The sequence below is a fragment of the Polaribacter sp. ALD11 genome (assembly GCF_002831685.1).
Classification (GTDB): Bacteria; Bacteroidota; Bacteroidia; order Flavobacteriales; family Flavobacteriaceae; genus Polaribacter.
Genome location: NZ_CP025119.1, coordinates 1,844,415 through 1,865,737 on the forward strand (window position 1 = coordinate 1,844,415; position 21,323 = coordinate 1,865,737).

Below are 21,323 nucleotides of genomic sequence, written 5' to 3' on the forward strand. Positions count from 1 at the left end.
AAAAGCGAGTAGTGAAAGCCTGTTAAAACGCCCAAAAATTATCGAGTAAACAACAGTTCTCTATATTTAGTTAATGGCCAAAGATTGTCATCTACCATGGTTTCTAACTTGTCGCAATGATATCTAATTTGTTCGAAAAATGGTTTTACTTTTTTACAATAGGCTTCAGCAGATTTTAAGCCTACAAACTTATTTGCTTTCTTACGCTCTTCTGTCATTTTAATGGTTAGTGCGTTTATTTCTGTAATATGATTAGAGATTGTCATAATCAATTCTATCTGCTCTTTTGCAATGTTTTGATATTCTTCTCCGAAAATTTCTTTTAAATTCTTCGTGTTTTCTAACAATGTATTTTGATAAATAATAGTTGTTGGAATTACGTGATTTCTAGCAATATCGCCTAAAACTCTACTTTCAATTTGCAAATGTTTGGTGTATTCTTCTAAAGCTATTTCATAACGTGCTTCTACTTCTACTCTATTCATCACGTCCATTTCTTCATACAAATCGATAACTTGTTTAGAAATCTGAATTTTTAATGCCTCTGGCGTTGTTTTATTATTACTTAATCCGCGTTTTTTAGCTTCTTTTTCCCACGCTTCTCCATAACCATCGCCTTCAAAACGAATATCTTTACACGATTTAATGTACTCTCTTAAAACATTAAAAACAGCTTCGTCTTTCTTTAAGCTTTTACTTTCTATTAAAGCATCTACTTCTATTTTAAATTCCTTTAATTGTTTGGCAACAATAGTGTTTAAAACCGTCATTGGTAATGCACAATTAGCAGAAGAACCTACCGCTCTAAACTCAAATTTGTTCCCTGTAAATGCAAATGGAGAGGTTCTATTTCTATCTGTATTGTCTAATAAAATGGCTGGAATTTTACCAATAATGTTCAGCTTTAAATCTGTTTTTTCTTCTGGAGATAATTTTCCTTTGGTTACATTTTCTAATTCGTCTAAAACTTTAGATAACTGACTACCAATAAACACAGAAATAATTGCAGGCGGTGCTTCATTTGCACCTAAACGATGGTCATTACTTGCAGATGCAATAGATGCTCTTAACAATTCTTCGTTTTCGTAAACTGCTTTTATAGTATTTATAAAAAAGGTTAAGAATTGTAAATTTTTCATAGGTGTTTTTCCAGGGCTTAACAAATTGGTTCCATCAAACGTTGATAAAGACCAGTTGTTATGTTTACCGGAACCATTTATTCCTGAAAAAGGTTTTTCGTGAAATAATACTTTAAAGTGATGGCGACGAGAAATTTTCTCCATAACATCCATCAATAAAGAATTATGATCTACCGCTAAATTCGCTTCTTCAAAAATTGGTGCTAATTCAAACTGATTCGGAGCAACTTCATTATGTCTTGTTTTTAATGGAATACCTAACAACATGCATTCTTGCTCTAAGTCTTGCATAAAACTCATGGCTCTTGCAGGAATGCTTCCAAAATAATGATCGTCTAATTGTTGTCCTTTTGCTGAAGAATGCCCTAATAACGTTCTACCCGTTAATAAAATATCTGGTCTAGATAATGCCAAAGCGTCATCAATTAGAAAATATTCTTGTTCCCAACCTAAAGTTGCATTTACTCTAGATGCGTTCTTATCAAAATATTTACAAACTGCAGTTGCATGTGTATCAATTGCTTGTAAAGCTCTTAATAATGGCGTTTTATTATCTAAAGCCTCACCTGTATAGGCAACAAAGATTGTTGGAATACACAAAGTAGTTTCATATACAAATGCTGGTGATGTTGGATCCCAGGCGGTGAAACCTCTTGCTTCAAACGTGTTTCTAATTCCGCCATTCGGAAAACTAGAGGCATCTGGCTCTTGCTGAACCAATTGCTCTCCATCAAATTTTTCCATAGCCAAACTACCATTAATAGATTCGAAAAAAGCATCGTGCTTTTCTGCTGTTGCACCTGTTAATGGTTGAAACCAATGTGTATAATGTGTTGCCCCTTTCGCAATTGCCCAATCTTTCATACTTACGGCAACCTGATCTGCTATCTTTCGATCTATTTTGGTTCCTTTTTCGATCGCATTCATGACACTTTCGTAAGCAGACCTTGTTAAATATTGCTGCATTGCATGTTTGTTAAAAACATTTTTACCAAACAGAACAGACCTCTTTTCATTCTCTTCTACCTTTATTGTTCTTCTATTTAGTGTTTCTTGTAATGCATTAAATCTAACTATTGACATAATATTAATTTTAGCTACTGTATTTTATTTTAAAAACAAATATACCCCTTAAAAATTAGGGATAAAATTATTCTTATCAATTTTAAAAAAAATTACCCCCATTTTTTTTGATATGTAGCTAAATTATTTCATTTTTGCAGTGTTAACATCACACAAACAATTATTATGGCAAAAATTAAGTTAGAATACATTTGGTTAGATGGTTATTTTCCAACTCAGAACATGAGAAGTAAAACCAAAGTAGAAGAACACGAGAACTTTAAAGGTACTGTTGAAGAACTAGATATGTGGTCTTTTGATGGCTCATCTACTAAACAAGCCTCTGGTGGCTCATCTGACTGCTTATTGAAACCTGTTGCAATTTATAAAGATCCTACAAGGATTAATGGTTATTTAGTAATGACTGAAGTTTTAAATGCAGATGGAACGCCACATATTTCTAATGGAAGAGCAACAATAGATGATGATGATAATGATTTCTGGTTTGGTTTTGAGCAAGAATACTTTATTATGGACAATAAAACACAATTGCCTTTAGGATTCCCTATTGGTGGTTACCCTGCTCCGCAAGGAATGTATTACTGTTCTGTTGGTGGTAAAAACACACACGGTAGACTTATTGTTGAAAAGCATGCTGATTTATGTATTGATGCTGGCTTAAATTTTGAAGGAATAAATCAAGAAGTTGCCTCTGGCCAATGGGAATATCAATTATTCGCAAAAGGAGCTAAGAAAGCTGGTGATGAAATTTGGATTTCTCGTTATTTATTAGATAGATTAACAGAACAACATGGTTACTATATAGAGTACCATCCAAAACCATTAGGAAAAGATATGGACTGGAATGGTTCTGGTATGCATGCAAACTTCTCTAACACTGTTTTAAGAACCTGTGGTTCTAAAGAAACGTATGAGAAAATTTGTGAAGCGTTTAGACCTGTAGTAAAAGAGCACATGGCAGTTTACGGTGAGTTTAACGACCAACGTTTAACTGGCGATCATGAAACAGCAGCTATGCATGACTTTAGCTATGGTGTTTCAGATAGAGGCGCTTCTATTAGAATTCCGATTATCGTTGTAGAGAAAGGCTGGAAAGGTTGGCTAGAAGACAGAAGACCTGCTTCAAACGGAGATCCTTACAAAATTGCTGGTAGAATTATTAAGACTGTAAAGTCTGCAAATATTAGCTAGAACATATATACTAAAATAAAAAGCTCGCAAATTATATTTGCGAGCTTTTTTTATGTCATTTTTTCTATATGCCAATGTTATAAAACTAAATAGATAAAAAGGGCGTATCCTAAAAACAAGAAAACACCTTTAAACCTACTTAACACAAACTTATTAGGTATAAACACTAACGGTAGTAAAATAGCTGCAAAACCAAGCATCCAAAAAATATCTCTAGACAAAATTTGAGCTTCAGTAACAGGAATCTCTTTAATTAATGATGTTAAACCTAATACAGATGCTATATTAAATATATTAGAGCCTATTAGGTTCCCTAAAGAAATCGCTTTTTCTCCTTTCATTGCTGCAATTACAGAAGCTGCTAATTCTGGCACACTTGTTCCAATCGCAATCATCGTTATAGAGATAACACCTTCACTAACTCCCATATTATTTGCAATGTCTTTTGCTCCGTCAACCAGAAGTTCTGAACCAAAATACAATGCAATACCACCAATTAATAACCAAACAACTATTTTTCCGTAACCAATTGAAGCCAAAGCATCATCTACTTCATCTAAAGAAACTTCTTCTTTTCTTGCATTTCTAATTAATACAAAAAGAAAAACTACTAACCCCACCAAAAGTATAATACCTTCTATTTGTGTTAAAACATTATCATTCCATAAGAAATAATACAACACCAATGAAAACAACATCATTACCGGCCAATTCAGTTTATAAAAATCCTTATTTACTACAATTGGGCCTATTATAGCTGTAATTCCTAAAACCAAACCAATATTCGCAATATTAGAACCAATAACATTGTTTATTGCTATTGCAGGAGAACCATCTAACGCAGCCTGTAAACTAACTAATAATTCTGGTGCAGAAGTAGCAAAAGAAACTACCGTCATACCAATAACCATTTTAGAAATATTTAGTTTAAAAGATAAGCCTATAGAAGATCTCACCAAAAACTCACCCCCAAGAACTAATAGTAATAGTCCTATAATTACATAAAAAATACTCATAAATATTATTTTCGACGAAGATACATTTTTATCACTTTAAGAAAAAAAGAAAAGATGAAAAGCAAAAAAAACAAATTTTAAAAAACGAGTTTTCCTTTGCGAAAGAAAAAACAATAGTTTTTAGCCTTTAGTTTATATCATATTAAAACATATTTATAAAATATTATTTCAATATGTAACTAATATAAAGGAATGTATGTTTCATTTTAAAACAAATAATATCTTTTTAGTTATATAAGTAAAATCAAACTAAATAATAGTAATAAAAGCCTTTGGTAATAACGATTCAATCTACATATATTGATAAAACAATTTCGAAATTACCCCATTTTACTAACCTTTAAAACTATTATTATGATACTTATTATTACCAAAACCGTAAAAGATATTGCTGACATTATTTTTTCAATTATCTTCTAACCACAAGATATAAAGCAACTCTTAGTATTAAGAGTTGTTTATTTTCATTAAATTTGATTTAGAATTAAATACGAATGAAAAAACAAGTTTTTAAATTTCTTGCAAAAGTGAATAAATTTATGCTACCTTCTTTTACAAAAAAAGGATTAGATATCTCTAAAGCTTCTAAAATTCAATTAGCAGTTATTGGCTGGAGAGCTTTTGTAACTCAAAACTCATTAAACTAAAAACAATATATTATGGAAACAGAACACATAACAGTATTTTCAGGATCTTCTATTATAGTAAAAGGACTTCAAAACAGATTAGACGACCACAACATTGGCTCTATAACAAAAGACAGAGTAGAGTCTGCAAGACTCGCAGGCTTTGGCTCAGATAGAAATGCAGTTGAATTATTGATCTTAAAATCTGATGTAGAAAAAGCACAACCTATTGTAGATATTTACAAAGAAGAAATTAATTCATAAAAAAGCAATTAAGATTTCTTTTTTTGAAAAAACAATATTATATTTGCACCCGCTTAACGGCCATGTGGCGCAACTGAATAGCGCACTTGATTACGGCTCAAGAGGTTGCTGGTTTGAATCCAGCCATGGTCACAAGAAAAAAGCTTCCAATAACTTGGAAGCTTTTTTTATACTTATAATTTAGATTGATTATAATTTCACTCTAAAACACCCCTTTATATTATACTTAAAAAGGGATTATTTCATTTTTACGTATCCTTAAAAAACTTATAAACAACCACTTACTAAAATCTCTATTACAACTTAACATAAAATTAATTTAGTTAGACAACAGAAATCAAAAAGGTTTAACCTAAAAAAACACCTAAACTAACAAACAATAATGCACCTATCTATGCCCGAGTTTTAAACCTCGACAAGAGACATTATTGTTTATTGGAAGAAAAAATAAGAAGTAATTTTATTTTTATAAAAACATTTCGATCAGTTATGATTCCCTAATTTATAAAAAAACAAACTCTACCTAAAAAAACACCACCCTTTCCTACGCTAAAGCGTGCCCATCTCTTAGAGTCGTATTTTTTATTTTTATTAAATAAAAAAAGACCTTAAACTTTCGTTTAAGGCCTTTTCACCTAACCAAACTTAATATAATACTAACTACTACTATCTTTAAAAGATCTTTTTAGACCGATATAACATTATTAATATAAAACTGTAAAACTATCTAATGGCAACCTATGATGTGGTATTAATGGGGGAACTATTTGTACGTAACCAAATAAAAGTAACACCAAAACGATTGCTATTATTACTGCTTTTCTTACTCTAATTTATCTTATTTCTACTTAATAAGACACATACGAAAAAAAAAGTCACACAGTTTTAACAAAATAAAAAAAACTTGAGAATTCTCTCAAGTTTAGCCTAAATATTGTCTTAATGCAATTCTATGCGCTGGAAGACTTTTATCGTAATCTTCAACCACCAGCTCTAATATTTCTGGAGGTTTAATACCTATGTCTTTTTTATGAAGATATTTTGAAACAAACAAATTATATTTCAACTTATTGGTTTCAAAAATTAAAAAATGAGTTTCATTTAATTCAGTAAAACAAATGTCATTTCCTGAAAAAGCATCAGATTCATCTTTAAAAAAATCTGAAAACTCAAAGTACTTAAATACGTTTTCCATAATTATACTAATTCTGCAGATAAACCTAATTGTAACAATTTAGAACATTTAGGCTCTAAATCTTTATACTCACCAGACTTTACGGTACACTTCCCTTTATAATGAACTAAAGTAGCACATTGTTCCGCCTGCTCTAATGTATGCTCACAAACATCAATTAAAGAACCAATTACATGATCAAATGTATTTACATCATCATTATGTAAAACAATCTCATGCTGAAAAACTTCTTTTTCTAATACATCTACCTCTTCTTGAATTTTCTCTTTTGTGCTCATATTCTAAAAATAAAATATTATTTCTTATTTATTGTACTTTAATGCTACCCAGTTATTTCTTTGAATAAATTTCTCTAATTTTAAGCCATGTTTAGAAACTTCTGCATCTATTACTGGAATGTCTTGTTCATAAAAACCACTTAATAATAAAACGCCATTTTCATTCAAACAGTTTGCATAGACTTTCATATCCATCAAAAGTATATTTCTATTGATATTAGCAATAATAACATCATACTTTTTATCTATTAAAAGTGATGCATCTCCTTCATAAACGGAAATGTTTTTACAATTATTGCGTTCTACATTCTCTAAAGAATTTTCATAACACCAATTATCAATATCTATAGCGTCTAATGGTTTTGCGCCTTTCATTTCAGCAAAAATTGCTAAAATTCCAGTTCCACACCCCATATCCAATACTTTTTTATCTTCTAAATCTAATTGTAGCAAATGTTGTACCATCATGTGTGTTGTTTCATGATGTCCTGTTCCAAAACTCATTTTTGGCTCGATTACAATTTCGTATTTTAAATTCGGATTCTCATGAAATGGTGCACGAATGCTTACCAAATCGTCTACCTGAATTGCTTCAAAATTCTTTTCCCATTCTGCATTCCAATTTGTTTGCGGAACTTCATTTTTATTGTACTCAATAGAAAACTCGTCTGAATTTAACACAAAAATACCTTCTAAGATCGATTCGTTCCAAGCTGTTTTCTGAATATATGCGGTTACTCCGTTTTCGTTTTCAACAAAACTTTCAAAGCCAACATTTCCTAATTCTGCAATAAGAATTTCTACTGTTGGTTCTTTTGGTGAAACTGTAAAATTGTATTCTATATAAATATTGTCCATAATTATTAAATCAAAAAAAAATGCATCGAGATTAAAGTATCTCGATGCAAATTTATTGGTTTTCTTTGAAAGTACGTTAATTAGATCGCATTAATAATTCCTGTAAAATCTTTTACGTTTAAAGCTGCACCACCAATTAAGCCACCATCTACATCTGGTTTAGAAAAAATTTCTTCTGCATTTGCGGGTTTTACACTTCCTCCATATAAAATTGAAACTTTATCAGCTACTTTTTTATCGTATTTCTTCTCTATAATACCTCTAATAAAAGCATGCATTTCTTGTGCTTGTTCTGGGCTCGCAGTTTCTCCTGTACCTATTGCCCAAACTGGCTCATAAGCCAAAATAATACTTTTCCAATCTTTTGCTTCTAAATGAAATAAGGCATTTTTTAATTGACTTTCTACAACCGTAAAATGGTTCTCAGATTTTCTATCTTCTAACAATTCTCCAAAACAGAAAATTGTCTCCATTCCTTTTTCTAAAACAGTGTTTACTTTTTCCGCTAAAGCCGCATCCGTTTCATTAAAATAAGTTCTTCTTTCTGAGTGTCCTAAAATTACAGTTTCAACTCCAACAGCTTTTAACATATCTGCAGAAACCTCACCTGTAAAAGCGCCATTTGAAGCTTGGTGCATATTTTGTGCAACTACCTCTATCTTAGATTTTTTTGCTGCTTTTACAGAAGATGATAAATTAACAAATGTTGGTGCAACAATTACACGCGTATTTTTTAATTTGTTCTCTTTAATTGCTTTTTTTAAGCTCTTAATTAACTTTTTGCTTTCTTCTTTATCGTTATTCAACTTCCAGTTACCTGCAACAATCTTAGTTCTCATAATTATAATTTTAGCGCTTTTTATAGCTATATTTTCAACATTAAATTCTGATGTAAATTTAAGAAATTGAATGGTAATTTATAGTTGGAAATAAAAATAGTTACTAAAACGATTTATATAACCACCTTCAATGCATCTTCAATCGAAGAATCTGAAGCGCTAGTGGCTTTGAAAAGCGTGATTTTTCCTTGCTCATCAATCACCATATATCTCGGAATCCATCCTAAATTTATAAAATCTACAAAATCGCCATCTTTCATTCCTTTAGGTAAATTGTAATGTTCTCCTTCAATTTGAAATCTATTGATTCCCTTTTTCCATGCATTTTTGCTTTTATCAACAGATAAAAATAAAAACACAACATCGAGATAGTCTTTTTGAAGATTTCGAACACTTGCCAAACCTTTGATACAATCTCCACACCAAGAGGCCCAAACATCAATCAAAATTTTATTTCCTTTATGTGTATTTAGAACTTCTTTTATGGAAAACTGGGTACCATTTAGACTGTAAACACTTTCATTTAAAGCCAATTCAGAGAATTCTGTAGGTTTCTCAAAATTGCAACTTGTGCATACGATTATAAAGATTAGGACTATTTTTTTCATTGTTGATTTAGAATACTTTCAAATTTAGGTCTTCTTTACTTCTTAAAACTTACAAAATAACTTCTAAATTAAGTATTTTTGTACAACTTTATAAAGATTATGACAACACAGCAATTAGTAGCACAAATTAAGAAGAAAAAATCGTTTTTATGCATAGGATTGGATGTCGATTTAGACAAAATTCCTTCGCATTTATTAGAGGAAGAAGATCCTATTTTTGCATTTAACAAAGCTATTATAGATGCAACACATCATCTTTGTGTTGCCTACAAACCAAACACCGCTTTTTATGAAGCGTATGGTTTAAAAGGATGGAAATCTTTAGAGAAAACCATTACATATCTAAATAAAAACTATCCTGAAATTTTTACCATTGCAGATGCAAAACGTGGCGATATTGGAAATACCTCAACCATGTATGCCAAAGCTTTCTTTGAAGATTTAGCATTCGATTCTGTTACTGTTGCCCCATATATGGGAAAAGATTCTGTAGAACCTTTTTTAGCTTTTAAAAACAAACACACCATTATGTTAGCTTTAACTTCTAATGAAGGTGCTTTTGATTTTCAGACGAAGAAAATTGACGAGAAAGAAGTTTATAAACATGTTTTAGAGACTTCTAAGAACTGGGAAAACTCAGAAAACTTAATGTATGTTGTTGGTGCCACTAAGGCTGAATACTTTAAAGAAATTAGAAAAATAGTGCCTAATTCTTTCTTATTGGTTCCTGGTGTTGGCGCACAAGGCGGAAGCTTAGAGGATGTTTGTAAATATGGTTTGTCTAAAAACATCGGCCTTCTAATTAATTCTTCTAGAGGAATTATTTATGCTTCTAATGGTAAAGATTTCGCAGAAAAAGCAAAGGAACAAGCAAAAGAGTTGCAATTAAAAATGGCAAAATTCCTATAAAATTTGATAAAAAAGCTAAAAATAATATCGTTAGTACCAAGTTTAACCGAGTTATTGGTAGCTTTAGGTTTAGAGGAAAATATTGTAGGTATTACTAAGTTTTGCATTCACCCTAAGAACTTAATAAAAGACAAGGTTGTTGTTGGCGGAACGAAAACCATTCACCTAGAAAAAGTTAAAGCCCTAGAACCTGATTTTATTCTTTGTAATAAAGAGGAAAACACGAAAGAAATTGTAGAAAACTGTAGAAAAATAGCAACAACGCATGTTTCAGACCTTTTTACAATTGAAGACGTTATAGCACTAATACAATATTATGGTCGTATTTTTTCTTGTGAAAAAAAAGCAATTCTAATTATTGATGAATTAAATATGAAGCTTAAAGACTTTAAACTTTTCATTAAAGACAAACCAACTTTAAAAGTCGTTTATTTTATTTGGAAAAATCCATGGATGATTGCTGCCAATAACACGTTTATAAATCATTTGTTAACACTTAACAAATTTGAAAATTGTTATGAAAACTTAAATCGATACCCAGAAATAACTTTAGAAGATTTAAAAACGAAAGAGGTTGATGCTGTTTTTTTATCATCAGAACCGTTTCCTTTTAAGGAGAAAAACAGTTTAGACTTCAATAATTACACAGAGAACACAAATATAGTGCTGGTAGATGGAGAGTACTTTTCTTGGTATGGCAGCAGATTGCTAAAAGCGTTTGATTATTTTAAGGAACTAAGAAATAGAATGTAATTCTCTATCTAAGTAACTAACTCTATTAATTTTTCCTAGAATCTTCATCGCTTTAAATGCAGCTGAATCACTTTTATTTTCATCTATAAAACGGTAGTCACTAGATTTTTCTAATAAACGACAATACCTATCTTCTAAATGTTGTCTGTAAGTTTTAAGTTGGTTTAGTCGTGACATAGTATCATAGATTAGTCTTTAAATATAATAAATATTTAAAGACTAATCCACTATAATTCAATTATTTATTATCTTGTAAAGCAAAAACTTGCTTTAACAAAGCTGTATTTCTTAAACCTGCCTTTTCACGTATTCCTTTTTCTTCAACAGCAATCATTGTAAAAACACCTTTTAAAGCTTCTGTTGTAACATAATTTGTTAAATCTGGATTCACTTTTTTCACAAAGGGAATCGAATTATACCTCGAGATTAAGTTATTCCAAACTTTATCTGCGCCTACTTTAGCAAAAGATTTATCTATTACTGGTGTAAAACTTTCGTATAAATTTTGCTCTGTTTTTGTTTGAAGAAAGCTTGTTGCAGCATTTTTTTCTCCTAAAAGGATATTTTTAGCATCATTAAATGTAATTTCTTTTACAGCATTTACAAAAATTGGCGTCGCCGTTTTTACAGCATCCTCTGCAGCTCTATTTAAAACCTTAATACCTTCGTCGGCTAAATTACCTAAACCAATACTACGCAAACCTTTGTCTACTGCCTGTAATTCTTCTGGTAAAATAATTTTTACTAGTTGGTTTTTATAAAAACCATCTTTAGATGTTAACTTAGAAACCTGATTTTTAATTCCATTATCTAATGCTTGCCTTAATCCATTACCTATTTGATCTTGAGATAAGCCTCCACCAGTTGGTAAATTCTTTACTACATTTTGTAATTCTGCACATCCTGCAAACTGAATTGCAATTACTAAAACTAAAATTCTTTTTATCATTTTTCTAAATTTATCTACTCTTATGAAACTTTTTTCTTCTGAAAGTCACTATTTATTTAAAAGTATCTGTTTTTTTATCATAACCATAAGGGCAATGTTTACAACCACTTTTACAACAAGACCCTCTTTTTAAATGAAATTGGGCTGTAAAAACCTTATAACCTTGCTCGTTTACATAGTAATCTCCTTCCTCTAAAGGTACTCTCTTATTATACATCTTGCAAAAATAAGAAATTAGGGCATAAAAAAAGCGTTCAGAAGAACGCTAATTTTTTATTTATTTATTTTTTCCAGGAGGAAATCTAGAAACAATTTCTTTTACAAACTCTTTAATTCTAGCTTCCTTCTTTTCTCTATTCTGAGTTTTTAAAGCACCAGTACCAACACCTTGCCAAACCAACTCTTTTCTCTCTTTATCTATAAAATCTATGAACAATGTTCCTTCTGTGTATTGGGAAACATTTACATTTCTATTCATTCCATTATTCATCCAAGGGTTCCAACCCCAACCAAAACCGTAACCAAAATTATTATTCTGATTCACGTTTACTTTTTCTCTTGATTTTGTAAAAATGCTCACTAACATATCAGGATTAGTAGATTTTGTCATTCCCAAAATAGAAAGTTCAGCTTCAATAGCTCTTAAAATTCTTTTTTTATCTAGATCAGAAATTTTAGCTTTATCAATACCTGTTTTATAAAAAGCATACGTTTTATACTTATTGAAGTCTACTTTGGTATCATAATCTGTAGCTACTTTAACAGAACTGCAAGAAGATAACGCAATCGCTAAAAACAACATAAAGGGTTTTAATAGTTTCATAAGTTTATATTTTAAAATTACTGAATTCAATAATACTTTTCAATTAAACTGGTACCGATTTATATTGATACGCTTACTAAATAATTATCAAAAAACATGCCAAAACCTAAACAACATCCTCTTTTCAGTTTCGAAAGTTACTCATTAAAAAGGTTTTACAAAAATAATCCTATCTTTAAAAGAAAACCAAGACTTATGTTATCTTGAAAGTTCAACTAGAGTAATATTATATTTTTTACAAGTTGAAATAATTCGATAAACTTTTAAAAAATAAAAAAAGTTATATTGCCTATTATAAAAGAAAGATACACTTAAATAAAACAACAACTCTATTGCAACATAAAATTTTGAGCATTTATAAAATATTTATAATATTTGTTTTTAGCACATTGTTCTTCGGAAATTTCACCAGTTGTAAACCGAAACAAAAAAACAGATCATCCGAATTAATCTTTACTTCTAAAGAAGAGAAAGATACAATTCCAAAATATCCAAATTACCTTACAAAAGAATATGTTTTAGGTAAGTTTGATTATACAAAAAATTTAGGATTTAAAGTCGTACCCAAACAAAATTCAACCAAAAAAATATATCTAAGAAAAGAAGTTTTAGTCAATTTCCTATTGATGAAAGATGCTGCTGCAAAAGATGAAATTGTCCTGAAAATAATTTCTGGAACTCGAAACTTCAAGCATCAAAAAAGAATTTGGAATTATAAATGGAATGAAAAATACAATTATCTTACTCCGTTAAACCGAGTTATAAAAATTCTAGAATATAGTGCTATGCCATCCACCTCTAGACACCATTGGGGCACCGATTTAGATTTGAATAGTTTAAATAATGCCTATTTTTTAAACGGAAAAGGTAAAGCAACCTATAATTGGCTTCAAGAAAATGCATCAAAGTTTGGCTTCTATCAAGTTTACACCTCTAAAAAAACAGGAAGAAAAGGGTATAATGAAGAAAAATGGCATTGGTCTTACCTTCCACTCTCTTCTATATATTTAAACTACTACAATACACACATTACACAGAAAGATATTACTAATTTTGAAGGACAGGAATTCTTTACAAAACTGAATATTATAAAAAATTACGTAAATGGAATTAATGAAAAAATCTTAAAACTAAAACCTTAAGACTTTCATAAAATTATTCTTTCTTTTTTGAAAATTCCGTAAATTGCAAGTCTAAAATCAAACATTTATTACGAATGGAACAAATTACAACCTATAAACCTACCTATAAAGTACGAATTGTAACTGCTGCTGCGCTGTTTGATGGTCATGATGCTGCCATAAATATTATGCGTAGAATTATTCAGTCTACAGGCGTTGAAGTAATTCACTTAGGCCACGACAGATCTGTGGAAGAAGTAGTTAATTGTGCCATTCAAGAAGACGTAAATGCAATTGCAATAACCTCTTACCAAGGAGGCCACAACGAGTATTTTAAATACATGCACGATTTATTGCAAGAAAAAGGTGCAGGACATATTAAAATATTTGGCGGCGGAGGCGGCGTAATTCTTCCTGAAGAAATTAAAGAATTGATGGAGTATGGAATTACCAGAATATACTCACCAGATGATGGACGAGCATTAGGTTTGCAAGGAATGATTAATGACTTGGTTAAAACTTCTGATTTTGCTATTGGTAATCATTTAGATGTTGATGTAAATGATTTATCGAATAAAGAAGCTAGAAAAATTGCGAGAGTAATTTCTTCAGCAGAAAACTTCCCTGAAGTTGCAAAAGAAACTCTAGATAAAATTCATATAAAAAATAAAGATTCTAAAACTCCGGTTTTAGGAATTACAGGAACCGGTGGTTCTGGAAAATCTTCTTTAGTAGACGAGTTGGTTCGAAGATTTTTAATTGATTTTCCAGAAAAAACAGTAGGTTTAATTTCTGTAGATCCTTCAAAAAGAAAAACAGGTGGCGCACTTTTAGGAGATCGAATTCGTATGAATTCTATTAACAATTCTCGTGTTTACATGCGTTCTTTAGCAACAAGACAATCTAATTTAGCATTGTCTAAATATGTAAATGAAGCGGTGCAAGTTTTAAAGGCTGCTGAATTTGATTTAATTATTTTAGAAACTTCGGGTATTGGACAATCGGATACAGAAATTATAGAACATTCAGATACTTCATTGTATGTAATGACACCAGAATTTGGTGCAGCAACACAGTTAGAAAAAATTGACATGCTAGATTTTGCAGATTTAGTTGCCATTAATAAGTTTGATAAACGTGGAGCTTTAGATGCTGTTAGAGATGTAAAAAAACAATACATGCGCAACAATAATTTGTGGCACATTCACCAAGATGATTTACCTGTTTATGGTACTATAGCCTCACAGTTTAATGACCCAGGAATGAATACTTTGTACAAAAGTATTATGGACAAGTTGGTGGAGAAAACAGGTGTAGATTTAAAATCGAAAATGGAAATTACCAAAGAAATGTCTGAGAAAATCTTTGTAATTCCGCCAGCAAGAGTTCGTTATTTGTCTGAAATTGCAGAAAGCAATAGATCTTATGACAAAAAAGTTGACGACCAAGTTGTGGTTGCTCAAAAATTATACGGAATTCATCAAACCATTGAGTCTATCACAAATTCATCCGTAGAAATTATTAAAACGGGTTTAAATGAAGATGAAATTATTTCTCTTGAAATTTCTGAAGACGATAAAGCCTTTTTAAAATTATTAATAGCGCAATTCGAAAAAGTAAAACTAAACTTCGATCCACTAAACTGGGAAATCATTTTAAACTGGCAAGAAAAGGTTCAGAAATATAAAGATCCAATTTATACGTTTAAAGTTCGTGACAAAGAAATTAAAATAGAAACACACTCAGAATCGCTTTCTCATACACAGATACCAAAAATAGCCTTACCAAAATACCAAGCTTGGGGAGATTTATTACGTTGGAACTTGCAAGAAAATGTTCCTGGAGAATTTCCTTACACAGCAGGTTTGTATCCGTTTAAAAGAACTGGTGAAGACCCAACAAGAATGTTTGCTGGTGAAGGTGGACCAGAAAGAACCAACAGACGTTTTCATTATGTGAGTTTAGGTATGGATGCAAAACGCCTTTCTACTGCTTTCGATTCTGTTACTTTATATGGAAATGATCCTGGTAAAAGACCAGATATTTATGGGAAAATTGGAAACGCAGGGGTTTCAATTTGTTGTTTAGACGATGCTAAGAAATTATATTCTGGTTTCGATTTAAGTCACCACATGACTTCTGTTTCTATGACCATAAATGGACCCGCACCCATGTTGTTAGGTTTCTTTATGAATGCTGCCATTGATCAGAATTGTGAGAAATATATTGTAGAAAATAAATTAGAAAAACAAGTTGACGCTAAATTCAATGACATTTATGAGTCTAAAGGATTAGAAAGACCAACATATCAAGGGAAATTACCTGAAGGAAATAATGGTTTAGGTTTAATGTTGTTAGGTTTAACGGGAGATTTAATTTTACCTTCGGAAGTCTATCAACAAATAAAAAAAGACACATTAGCACAAGTTAGAGGAACAGTACAAGCAGATATTTTAAAAGAAGATCAGGCACAGAATACCTGTATTTTTTCTACGGAATTTGCACTTCGTTTAATGGGAGATGTACAAGAATATTTCATTGAAAAACAGGTGAGAAACTTTTATTCTGTTTCTATTTCTGGGTATCATATAGCAGAAGCTGGTGCAAATCCTATTACACAATTGGCTTTGACCTTGTCTAACGGGTTTACATACGTTGAGTATTATTTAAGTCGCGGAATGGACATTAATAAATTCGGACCAAACTTATCTTTCTTTTTCTCTAACGGAATTGACCCTGAATATTCAGTAATTGGTAGAGTTGCTCGTAAAATTTGGGCAAAAGCCATGAAAATTAAATACGGTGCAAACCCGAGAGCACAAATGTTAAAATATCATATTCAGACTTCTGGTCGTTCTTTACACGCGCAAGAAATCGATTTTAATGATATTAGAACAACATTGCAAGCGTTGTATGCAATTAACGATAACTGTAATTCTTTACATACAAATGCCTATGATGAAGCAATTACAACACCAACGGAAGAATCTGTAAGAAGAGCGATGGCGATTCAGTTAATCATCAACAAAGAATTAGGTTTAACTAAAAATGAAAACCCGATTCAAGGCGCTTTTATTATTGAAGAATTAACCGATTTGGTAGAAGAAGCTGTCTTATTAGAATTCGATAGAATTACAGAACGTGGAGGCGTTTTAGGGGCGATGGAAACCATGTATCAACGTTCTAAAATACAGGAAGAAAGCATGTATTATGAAACATTAAAACATAATGGAGAATTCCCTATTATTGGTGTAAATACCTTCTTAAGCTCTAAAGGATCGCCTACAGTTGTGCCCGAAGAAGTGATTCGTGCAACCGAAGAAGAGAAGCAATTCCAAATTCAAACGAAAGATTTATTAAACACCGCAAACCTTAAAAAGGTGAAAGAACAAGTTGCAATTTTACAAGAAGCTGCTGTTCAAAATGAAAATTTATTTGATAAATTAATGGAAGCAACCAAAGTTTGTTCTTTAGGACAAATTACAGAAGCGTTGTTTAAAGTTGGTGGACAATATCGTAGAAACATGTAAGCAGAGAACCAGTTTTTTATTGAAAATTTTGAATGAATCGCTTATGCCGCTTTTGGGCGGTATCTCAAAATATCAGAAGACATTCGTCTCAATTATAACTAAAAAAAAATCCGCACAAGTTGTGCGGATTTTTTAATTATGTATTTCTCAAAAGGGTTTCTATAATTTTAAAGCACGCTCTAAATCTGCTAACAAATCGTCTTCATCTTCGATACCAACACTCAAACGAATTATGCTATCTGTAATTCCTGTTTTTAAACGTTCTTCTTCTGGCATGGATGCATGAGACATGGTTGCAGAATGATTTACCATACTTTCTACACCACCCAAAGATTCTGCTAGCGTAAAAAACTCGATATTATCTAAAAATTTAAACGTTGCTTCTTTACTTTCATCTTTTAAACTGAAAGAAACCACCCCACCAAAATCCTTCATTTGTTTTTTGGCAATTTCATGATTAGGGTGTTCCTCTAAACCAGGATAATAAACCGCACCAACTTTTGGATGCTTATTTAAAAAATTAGCAACTGCTCGTCCGTTTTCACAATGACGTTGCATTCTAATATGCAATGTTTTTATACCTCTTAATGCTAAAAAAGAATCCATTGGACCTGCAACTGCGCCAGCAGCAAACTGAATAAAATGGATTTCTTCAGCTAATTTTTCATCTTTTACAATTAAAGCACCCATTAACACATCTGAATGTCCTGCTAAATATTTTGTTACAGAATGCATTACAATGTCTGCGCCTAAATCTAAAGGTTGTTGTAAATATGGTGTTGCAAATGTATTATCTACTCCAATCAAAATTTCTGAATTCACTTCTTTTACTGCAGTACAAATTGCTTCAATATCTGCAATTTTCATTAAGGGATTTGTTGGCGTTTCTAACCAAACTAATTTCGTTTTTTCTGTAATTGCTTTCGCTACATTTTCTGATGAATTAATATCTACGTATATAAATTCCAATCCGTATTTTTCAAACAATCTAGTAAACATTCTATACGTTCCTCCGTACAAATCGTTTCCTGCAATAATTTCATCACCAGGTTTTAGCGTTCTTAAGACACAATCTATTGCAGCCAAACCAGAAGAAAATGCAAAACCATGTGTTCCGTTTTCTATGGAAGCTAGACTGTTTTCTAACGCGGTTCTGGTTGGGTTTGCTCCTCTTGAATAATTATATTCTTGAGCAACACCTGCACCCGCTTGTGCATAGGTAGAAGTTTGAAAAATTGGTGGCACAATTGCGCCGGTTGATTTCTCTACTTTTTGACCTCCGTGAATTGTTTTGGTATTGAATTTCATTTTTTTCTTCAAGAATTATTTACAAACGATACAAACAGTCTGTAGCTTATTTAGTGAATTTCTTTATCAATTTTCCGACAGTTAATCCTTGCACAAGAATAGAGAAAACAACAACGATATAGGTAATTACTAGAAACAAATCGCGTTCCATGTTCTGAGTTAAACTCAAAGCCAAGGCAATAGAAATTCCACCACGCAGACCACCCCAAGTCATAATTAAGTTTGTTTTTGGTACAAACTCTAACTTCTTTGCATAAATTTTTATGGGTAATAACAGCGAAATGTATCTTGCAATTAATAATAACGGAATTATTATAAACCCTGCTAAAACATAAGTCGCTTCAAAGGTTAAGACTAAAATCTCCATTCCAATCATAACAAAAAGAATGGTATTTAAAAGCACGTCTATAAGTTCCCAAAACTTATCTACATAAGCTTCTGTAATTTCACCCATAGAAGACCTTCTAACAGTATCTGTACCTACAATTAAACCTGCGGTAACCATTGCTAAAGGTGCAGATAAATGAAAATGTTGCGCAAACAAAGTTCCACCCATAACAGCAGCAAGCGTTATAATTACTTCCGTTTCATAATCATCAATACTTTTTAATAATCGGTAGGTAATCCAACCTATAATCAATCCAAGAATAATTCCACCAACAACCTCTACTAAAAATAATTCAGCAATATTACCAAAAGAGATTTCAGCACCACCACTTGCAATTTGATATATTGTTAGAAAAATGACAACACCTACTCCATCATTAAATAAAGATTCTCCAACAATCTTTGTTTCTAGGTTTTTTGGAGCTCCTACTTTTTTCATAATTCCTAAAACTGCAATAGGATCTGTTGGAGATATTAATGCTCCAAAAAGCAGGCAATAGATAAAATCTACATCGAGATTTAATACCTTAAGTGCATAAAAAACGAGTACTCCAACCAAAAATGTTGAAATTAGCGTTCCAAGAGTTGCAAAAATTAATACTGGTTTTCGTTGAATTTTTAATTGCTGAAAGTTCGTATGTAATGCGCCTGCAAACAGTAGAAAACTTAACATTACATCTAAAAGTACCGTTTTAAAATCGATACTTGTAATGAGTTCTCTTTCTTTAAGTAGCAAGGTATCATCAAAATAACTTAGTACAAAAACAGCCAACGTAAACAGTATGGTTATCAACATTAAACCAATAGAATTTGGCAATTTTAAAAACCTTGTGTTTATATAGCCAAACCCAGCTGAAAGCACTATTAAAACGGTTGCAATTAAAAAATAATTCATCTTAATTTATAAAAATTTTTTTATAGATCGTATCACTCCATAATGAATACCTTCGTGAAAGTTGTTAAACGCAATCGCACTCTCTATAGAATTTAAAACAAAACCTGTACTTGTTGGGTATTCTGTGTAATTCTCAAAAATTCCTGCTTCAAAATCTTCTTGCAACGTATCTGGCAATCCTAACAGTAATTCTTTTACTTCCTCAAACTCTTCTTCTGTAAAGTTCTTTGTTGGAAAAGTTCCTTTTTTATACTCTTCGATTAACTCATCTGGACATAGACAATTCAAACCAGAAAGTTTGTATTGTAAAACTTGTTGTGTAACGACTAAATGCGCTACATTCCAAGCAATATTATTCTTAAAACCTGCTGGAATTGTGTGAATTTGGTCTAAAGTTAAACCTTCTAATTCTTTTATAACTAAATCGCGAGATTTTCTTAAAACATCGAATTGTGTCTTCATTTTTATGTTTATTTTTGAATGAACAAATATAATTGATTAATATGAAGAAAGTCTATTTTTTACAAACATGTGATACTTGCAAACGCATCTTAAAAGAAGTAAATACAGATGGTTTTGAGAAACAAGAAATAAAAGGTAATCCTATAAATGTTGCTCAATTAGAAGAAATGCATCAACTTTCTGCTAGTTATGAAGCATTATTTAACAAACGAGCAAAACTATATAAAGCGATGGATTTGAAAAACCAAGATATTTCTGAGGCAGATTACAGACAATACCTATTAAATGAGTATACTTTTTTAAAACGTCCGGTTTTTATTGTTGATAAAGAAATATTTATTGGAAATAGTAAAAAAGTTGTCGCAGAATTAAAAGAGAAGATTGGTTAAACCTTCTCTGTTAATTTTTTTATTTTGATGAAACGTTAATATCTGAAGAAGCAATCATCGCTGCTAATTCATCTTTTGTAATTTTGGTTTTCAAACCAAACAAAACAAGTTTATCAGTATTACTATTTGCTTTTATAATAATTTCTCTGATGTAGTTAGTCTTTTCAATAAAAAACAATGCTGCTTTACTCCCATTTTCTTTTACGCGAGCAAGTGTTTTAAAATTGTTTTTTCTACTGAATTTTCTAAAGTCTTTTGAAATAGTATTGTCTTCATTATCAAAAATCATTAATTTAAAATCACTCGATTTTTTAATGATATTCATTAAATCTCCGTCATTTTCATCATCTAAAAAAGAACCTGCCAATGATGCTGATAAATTGATTGAAAATGTAGATTGCTCTTTATTTATTTTATAGAATTTCTCAAACGCTACCTCTTGTGCAGAAATTGTTGTCATAAGAAGTGTAAAGAAAATTATTGCTAATTGTTTCATAATAGTCGGTTTTAATTTAAGACGACTACCAACAACGTTTGTTACAAATCTTATTTTAATGATTAATTTGATAGGTATACTCCTATTAAGTTTTCTGTTTCCTTTGGTGCTTTCAAACCTATAAAAAACATTACTTTCAATCGATTTATATCGATAGGATAATTGCACAAATTCTATAAAATAATATCTAAATTTTGTATTTTC

23 protein-coding genes and 1 tRNA gene are annotated in these 21,323 nt (G+C 31.0%); 9 read left to right on the plus strand and 15 right to left on the minus strand.

Annotated features, from left to right (window positions below; all coding sequences use genetic code 11):
- Positions 1 to 38: 38 nt before the first annotated feature.
- Positions 39 to 2,222, minus strand: a complete 2,184-nt coding sequence (locus tag CW731_RS08230) for a glutamine synthetase III (RefSeq protein WP_100946268.1) — start codon at positions 2,220 to 2,222, stop codon at positions 39 to 41.
- A gap of 165 nt (positions 2,223 to 2,387) precedes the next feature.
- Here CW731_RS08230 and CW731_RS08235 point away from each other — a divergent pair, with 165 nt between their 5' ends.
- Positions 2,388 to 3,413 (plus strand): glutamine synthetase beta-grasp domain-containing protein, encoded by a 1,026-nt coding sequence (locus CW731_RS08235; RefSeq protein ID WP_100946269.1) that lies wholly within the window; start codon positions 2,388 to 2,390, stop codon positions 3,411 to 3,413.
- Between the two features lie 77 nt (positions 3,414 to 3,490).
- Here CW731_RS08235 and CW731_RS08240 read toward each other — a convergent pair whose 3' ends face one another.
- Positions 3,491 to 4,429, minus strand: a complete 939-nt coding sequence (locus tag CW731_RS08240; protein ID WP_100946270.1) for a calcium/sodium antiporter — start codon at positions 4,427 to 4,429, stop codon at positions 3,491 to 3,493.
- Positions 4,430 to 4,923: 494 nt separating this feature from the next.
- Here CW731_RS08240 and CW731_RS08245 point away from each other — a divergent pair, with 494 nt between their 5' ends.
- The 3 genes from CW731_RS08245 (at position 4,924) to CW731_RS08255 (ending at position 5,451) form a co-directional block, all read left to right on the plus strand.
- Complete coding sequence (locus CW731_RS08245) at positions 4,924 to 5,076, plus strand: SsrA-binding protein (RefSeq protein WP_198519794.1); 153 nt, start codon at positions 4,924 to 4,926, stop codon at positions 5,074 to 5,076.
- A gap of 12 nt (positions 5,077 to 5,088) precedes the next feature.
- On the plus strand, positions 5,089 to 5,319 hold the full coding sequence (locus CW731_RS08250) for a DUF2007 domain-containing protein (protein WP_100946272.1): 231 nt from the start codon (positions 5,089 to 5,091) through the stop codon (positions 5,317 to 5,319).
- A 58-nt stretch (positions 5,320 to 5,377) separates the two neighbouring features.
- Positions 5,378 to 5,451 (plus strand) — tRNA-Arg (locus CW731_RS08255).
- Positions 5,452 to 6,241: 790 nt separating this feature from the next.
- On the opposite strand, the gene CW731_RS08260 is transcribed toward CW731_RS08255, so the two are convergent.
- The 5 genes from CW731_RS08260 to CW731_RS08280 form a co-directional block, all read right to left on the minus strand.
- Positions 6,242 to 6,514 (minus strand): hypothetical protein, encoded by a 273-nt coding sequence (locus CW731_RS08260; RefSeq protein ID WP_100946273.1) that lies wholly within the window; start codon positions 6,512 to 6,514, stop codon positions 6,242 to 6,244.
- Positions 6,515 to 6,516: 2 nt separating this feature from the next.
- A complete protein-coding gene (locus CW731_RS08265) occupies positions 6,517 to 6,792 on the minus strand; it encodes an ATP-dependent Clp protease adaptor ClpS (RefSeq protein WP_100946274.1) in 276 nt (91 codons plus the stop codon).
- Between the two features lie 24 nt (positions 6,793 to 6,816).
- Complete coding sequence (gene prmA, locus CW731_RS08270) at positions 6,817 to 7,650, minus strand: 50S ribosomal protein L11 methyltransferase (protein ID WP_100946275.1); 834 nt, start codon at positions 7,648 to 7,650, stop codon at positions 6,817 to 6,819.
- Positions 7,651 to 7,730: 80 nt separating this feature from the next.
- Positions 7,731 to 8,489: a triose-phosphate isomerase gene (tpiA, locus tag CW731_RS08275; protein ID WP_100946276.1), complete on the minus strand. Its 759-nt coding sequence runs from the start codon at positions 8,487 to 8,489 to the stop codon at positions 7,731 to 7,733.
- 113 nt (positions 8,490 to 8,602) lie between these two features.
- Complete coding sequence (locus tag CW731_RS08280) at positions 8,603 to 9,097, minus strand: TlpA disulfide reductase family protein (RefSeq protein WP_100946277.1); 495 nt, start codon at positions 9,095 to 9,097, stop codon at positions 8,603 to 8,605.
- A 99-nt stretch (positions 9,098 to 9,196) separates the two neighbouring features.
- On the opposite strand from CW731_RS08280, the gene pyrF reads away from it, so the two are divergent.
- Positions 9,197 to 10,006 (plus strand): orotidine-5'-phosphate decarboxylase, encoded by an 810-nt coding sequence (pyrF, locus tag CW731_RS08285; RefSeq protein WP_100946278.1) that lies wholly within the window; start codon positions 9,197 to 9,199, stop codon positions 10,004 to 10,006.
- 3 nt (positions 10,007 to 10,009) lie between these two features.
- Positions 10,010 to 10,759, plus strand: coding sequence for an ABC transporter substrate-binding protein (locus tag CW731_RS08290; protein WP_100946279.1), 750 nt, complete (start codon positions 10,010 to 10,012; stop codon positions 10,757 to 10,759).
- Here the strand turns inward: CW731_RS08290 and CW731_RS08295 are convergent.
- The 4 genes from CW731_RS08295 to CW731_RS08305 form a co-directional block, all read right to left on the minus strand.
- The gene (locus tag CW731_RS08295) at positions 10,742 to 10,936 is read right to left on the minus strand and encodes a Lacal_2735 family protein (protein ID WP_100946280.1); all 195 of its coding nucleotides are present in this window, start codon (positions 10,934 to 10,936) and stop codon (positions 10,742 to 10,744) included. The genes CW731_RS08290 and CW731_RS08295 overlap by 18 nt on opposite strands.
- Before the next feature lie 61 nt (positions 10,937 to 10,997).
- On the minus strand, positions 10,998 to 11,708 hold the full coding sequence (locus CW731_RS08300) for a DUF4197 domain-containing protein (RefSeq protein ID WP_100946281.1): 711 nt from the start codon (positions 11,706 to 11,708) through the stop codon (positions 10,998 to 11,000).
- 52 nt (positions 11,709 to 11,760) lie between these two features.
- Positions 11,761 to 11,925 (minus strand): DUF5522 domain-containing protein, encoded by a 165-nt coding sequence (locus CW731_RS15665; protein ID WP_198519795.1) that lies wholly within the window; start codon positions 11,923 to 11,925, stop codon positions 11,761 to 11,763.
- 60 nt (positions 11,926 to 11,985) lie between these two features.
- Entirely contained in the window at positions 11,986 to 12,531 is a 546-nt protein-coding gene (locus CW731_RS08305) for a DUF4136 domain-containing protein (protein ID WP_100946282.1), read from the minus strand.
- 347 nt (positions 12,532 to 12,878) lie between these two features.
- On the opposite strand from CW731_RS08305, the gene CW731_RS08310 reads away from it, so the two are divergent.
- Positions 12,879 to 13,673: a M15 family metallopeptidase gene (locus CW731_RS08310; protein WP_157812211.1), complete on the plus strand. Its 795-nt coding sequence runs from the start codon at positions 12,879 to 12,881 to the stop codon at positions 13,671 to 13,673.
- Between the two features lie 74 nt (positions 13,674 to 13,747).
- Positions 13,748 to 17,182, plus strand: a complete 3,435-nt coding sequence (locus tag CW731_RS08315) for a methylmalonyl-CoA mutase family protein (protein ID WP_100946284.1) — start codon at positions 13,748 to 13,750, stop codon at positions 17,180 to 17,182.
- 159 nt (positions 17,183 to 17,341) lie between these two features.
- Here the strand turns inward: CW731_RS08315 and CW731_RS08320 are convergent, their stop codons facing one another.
- The 3 genes from CW731_RS08320 to CW731_RS08330 are packed head-to-tail and all read right to left on the minus strand — an operon-like array spanning position 17,342 to position 20,234.
- The gene (locus CW731_RS08320; RefSeq protein ID WP_100946285.1) at positions 17,342 to 18,490 is read right to left on the minus strand and encodes a cystathionine gamma-synthase; all 1,149 of its coding nucleotides are present in this window, start codon (positions 18,488 to 18,490) and stop codon (positions 17,342 to 17,344) included.
- 46 nt (positions 18,491 to 18,536) lie between these two features.
- Positions 18,537 to 19,772, minus strand: coding sequence for a sodium:proton antiporter (locus tag CW731_RS08325; RefSeq protein WP_100946286.1), 1,236 nt, complete (start codon positions 19,770 to 19,772; stop codon positions 18,537 to 18,539).
- Positions 19,773 to 19,778: 6 nt separating this feature from the next.
- Entirely contained in the window at positions 19,779 to 20,234 is a 456-nt protein-coding gene (locus CW731_RS08330) for a DinB family protein (RefSeq protein WP_100946287.1), read from the minus strand.
- 41 nt (positions 20,235 to 20,275) lie between these two features.
- Here CW731_RS08330 and CW731_RS08335 point away from each other — a divergent pair, with 41 nt between their 5' ends.
- Positions 20,276 to 20,623, plus strand: coding sequence for an arsenate reductase family protein (locus CW731_RS08335; protein ID WP_100946288.1), 348 nt, complete (start codon positions 20,276 to 20,278; stop codon positions 20,621 to 20,623).
- A gap of 19 nt (positions 20,624 to 20,642) precedes the next feature.
- Here the strand turns inward: CW731_RS08335 and CW731_RS08340 are convergent, their stop codons facing one another.
- Positions 20,643 to 21,119 carry a DUF4252 domain-containing protein gene (locus CW731_RS08340; protein ID WP_100946289.1) on the minus strand — a complete coding sequence of 159 codons (477 nt, stop codon included), beginning with the start codon at positions 21,117 to 21,119 and terminating at the stop codon, positions 20,643 to 20,645.
- Positions 21,120 to 21,323 lie beyond the last annotated feature (204 nt).

Bases quoted from the DNA above. Each gene is read 5' to 3' on its own strand.
- CW731_RS08315 (WP_100946284.1), top strand. From the start codon at position 13,748: ATGGAACAAATTACAACCTATAAACCTACCTATAAAGTACGAATTGTA.
- CW731_RS08330 (WP_100946287.1), bottom strand. From the start codon at position 20,234: ATGAAGACACAATTCGATGTTTTAAGAAAATCTCGCGATTTAGTTATA.
- prmA (WP_100946275.1), bottom strand. From the start codon at position 7,650: ATGGACAATATTTATATAGAATACAATTTTACAGTTTCACCAAAAGAA.
- CW731_RS08280 (WP_100946277.1), bottom strand. From the start codon at position 9,097: ATGAAAAAAATAGTCCTAATCTTTATAATCGTATGCACAAGTTGCAAT.
- pyrF (WP_100946278.1), top strand. From the start codon at position 9,197: ATGACAACACAGCAATTAGTAGCACAAATTAAGAAGAAAAAATCGTTT.
- CW731_RS08325 (WP_100946286.1), bottom strand. From the start codon at position 19,772: ATGAATTATTTTTTAATTGCAACCGTTTTAATAGTGCTTTCAGCTGGG.
- CW731_RS08320 (WP_100946285.1), bottom strand. From the start codon at position 18,490: ATGAAATTCAATACCAAAACAATTCACGGAGGTCAAAAAGTAGAGAAA.
- CW731_RS08260 (WP_100946273.1), bottom strand. From the start codon at position 6,514: ATGGAAAACGTATTTAAGTACTTTGAGTTTTCAGATTTTTTTAAAGAT.
- CW731_RS15665 (WP_198519795.1), bottom strand. From the start codon at position 11,925: ATGTATAATAAGAGAGTACCTTTAGAGGAAGGAGATTACTATGTAAAC.
- CW731_RS08245 (WP_198519794.1), top strand. From the start codon at position 4,924: ATGAAAAAACAAGTTTTTAAATTTCTTGCAAAAGTGAATAAATTTATG.
- CW731_RS08300 (WP_100946281.1), bottom strand. From the start codon at position 11,708: ATGATAAAAAGAATTTTAGTTTTAGTAATTGCAATTCAGTTTGCAGGA.
- CW731_RS08305 (WP_100946282.1), bottom strand. From the start codon at position 12,531: ATGAAACTATTAAAACCCTTTATGTTGTTTTTAGCGATTGCGTTATCT.
- CW731_RS08230 (WP_100946268.1), bottom strand. From the start codon at position 2,222: ATGTCAATAGTTAGATTTAATGCATTACAAGAAACACTAAATAGAAGA.
- CW731_RS08235 (WP_100946269.1), top strand. From the start codon at position 2,388: ATGGCAAAAATTAAGTTAGAATACATTTGGTTAGATGGTTATTTTCCA.
- CW731_RS08240 (WP_100946270.1), bottom strand. From the start codon at position 4,429: ATGAGTATTTTTTATGTAATTATAGGACTATTACTATTAGTTCTTGGG.
- tpiA (WP_100946276.1), bottom strand. From the start codon at position 8,489: ATGAGAACTAAGATTGTTGCAGGTAACTGGAAGTTGAATAACGATAAA.
- CW731_RS08335 (WP_100946288.1), top strand. From the start codon at position 20,276: ATGAAGAAAGTCTATTTTTTACAAACATGTGATACTTGCAAACGCATC.
- CW731_RS08340 (WP_100946289.1), bottom strand. From the start codon at position 21,119: ATGAAACAATTAGCAATAATTTTCTTTACACTTCTTATGACAACAATT.
- CW731_RS08295 (WP_100946280.1), bottom strand. From the start codon at position 10,936: ATGTCACGACTAAACCAACTTAAAACTTACAGACAACATTTAGAAGAT.
- CW731_RS08250 (WP_100946272.1), top strand. From the start codon at position 5,089: ATGGAAACAGAACACATAACAGTATTTTCAGGATCTTCTATTATAGTA.
- CW731_RS08265 (WP_100946274.1), bottom strand. From the start codon at position 6,792: ATGAGCACAAAAGAGAAAATTCAAGAAGAGGTAGATGTATTAGAAAAA.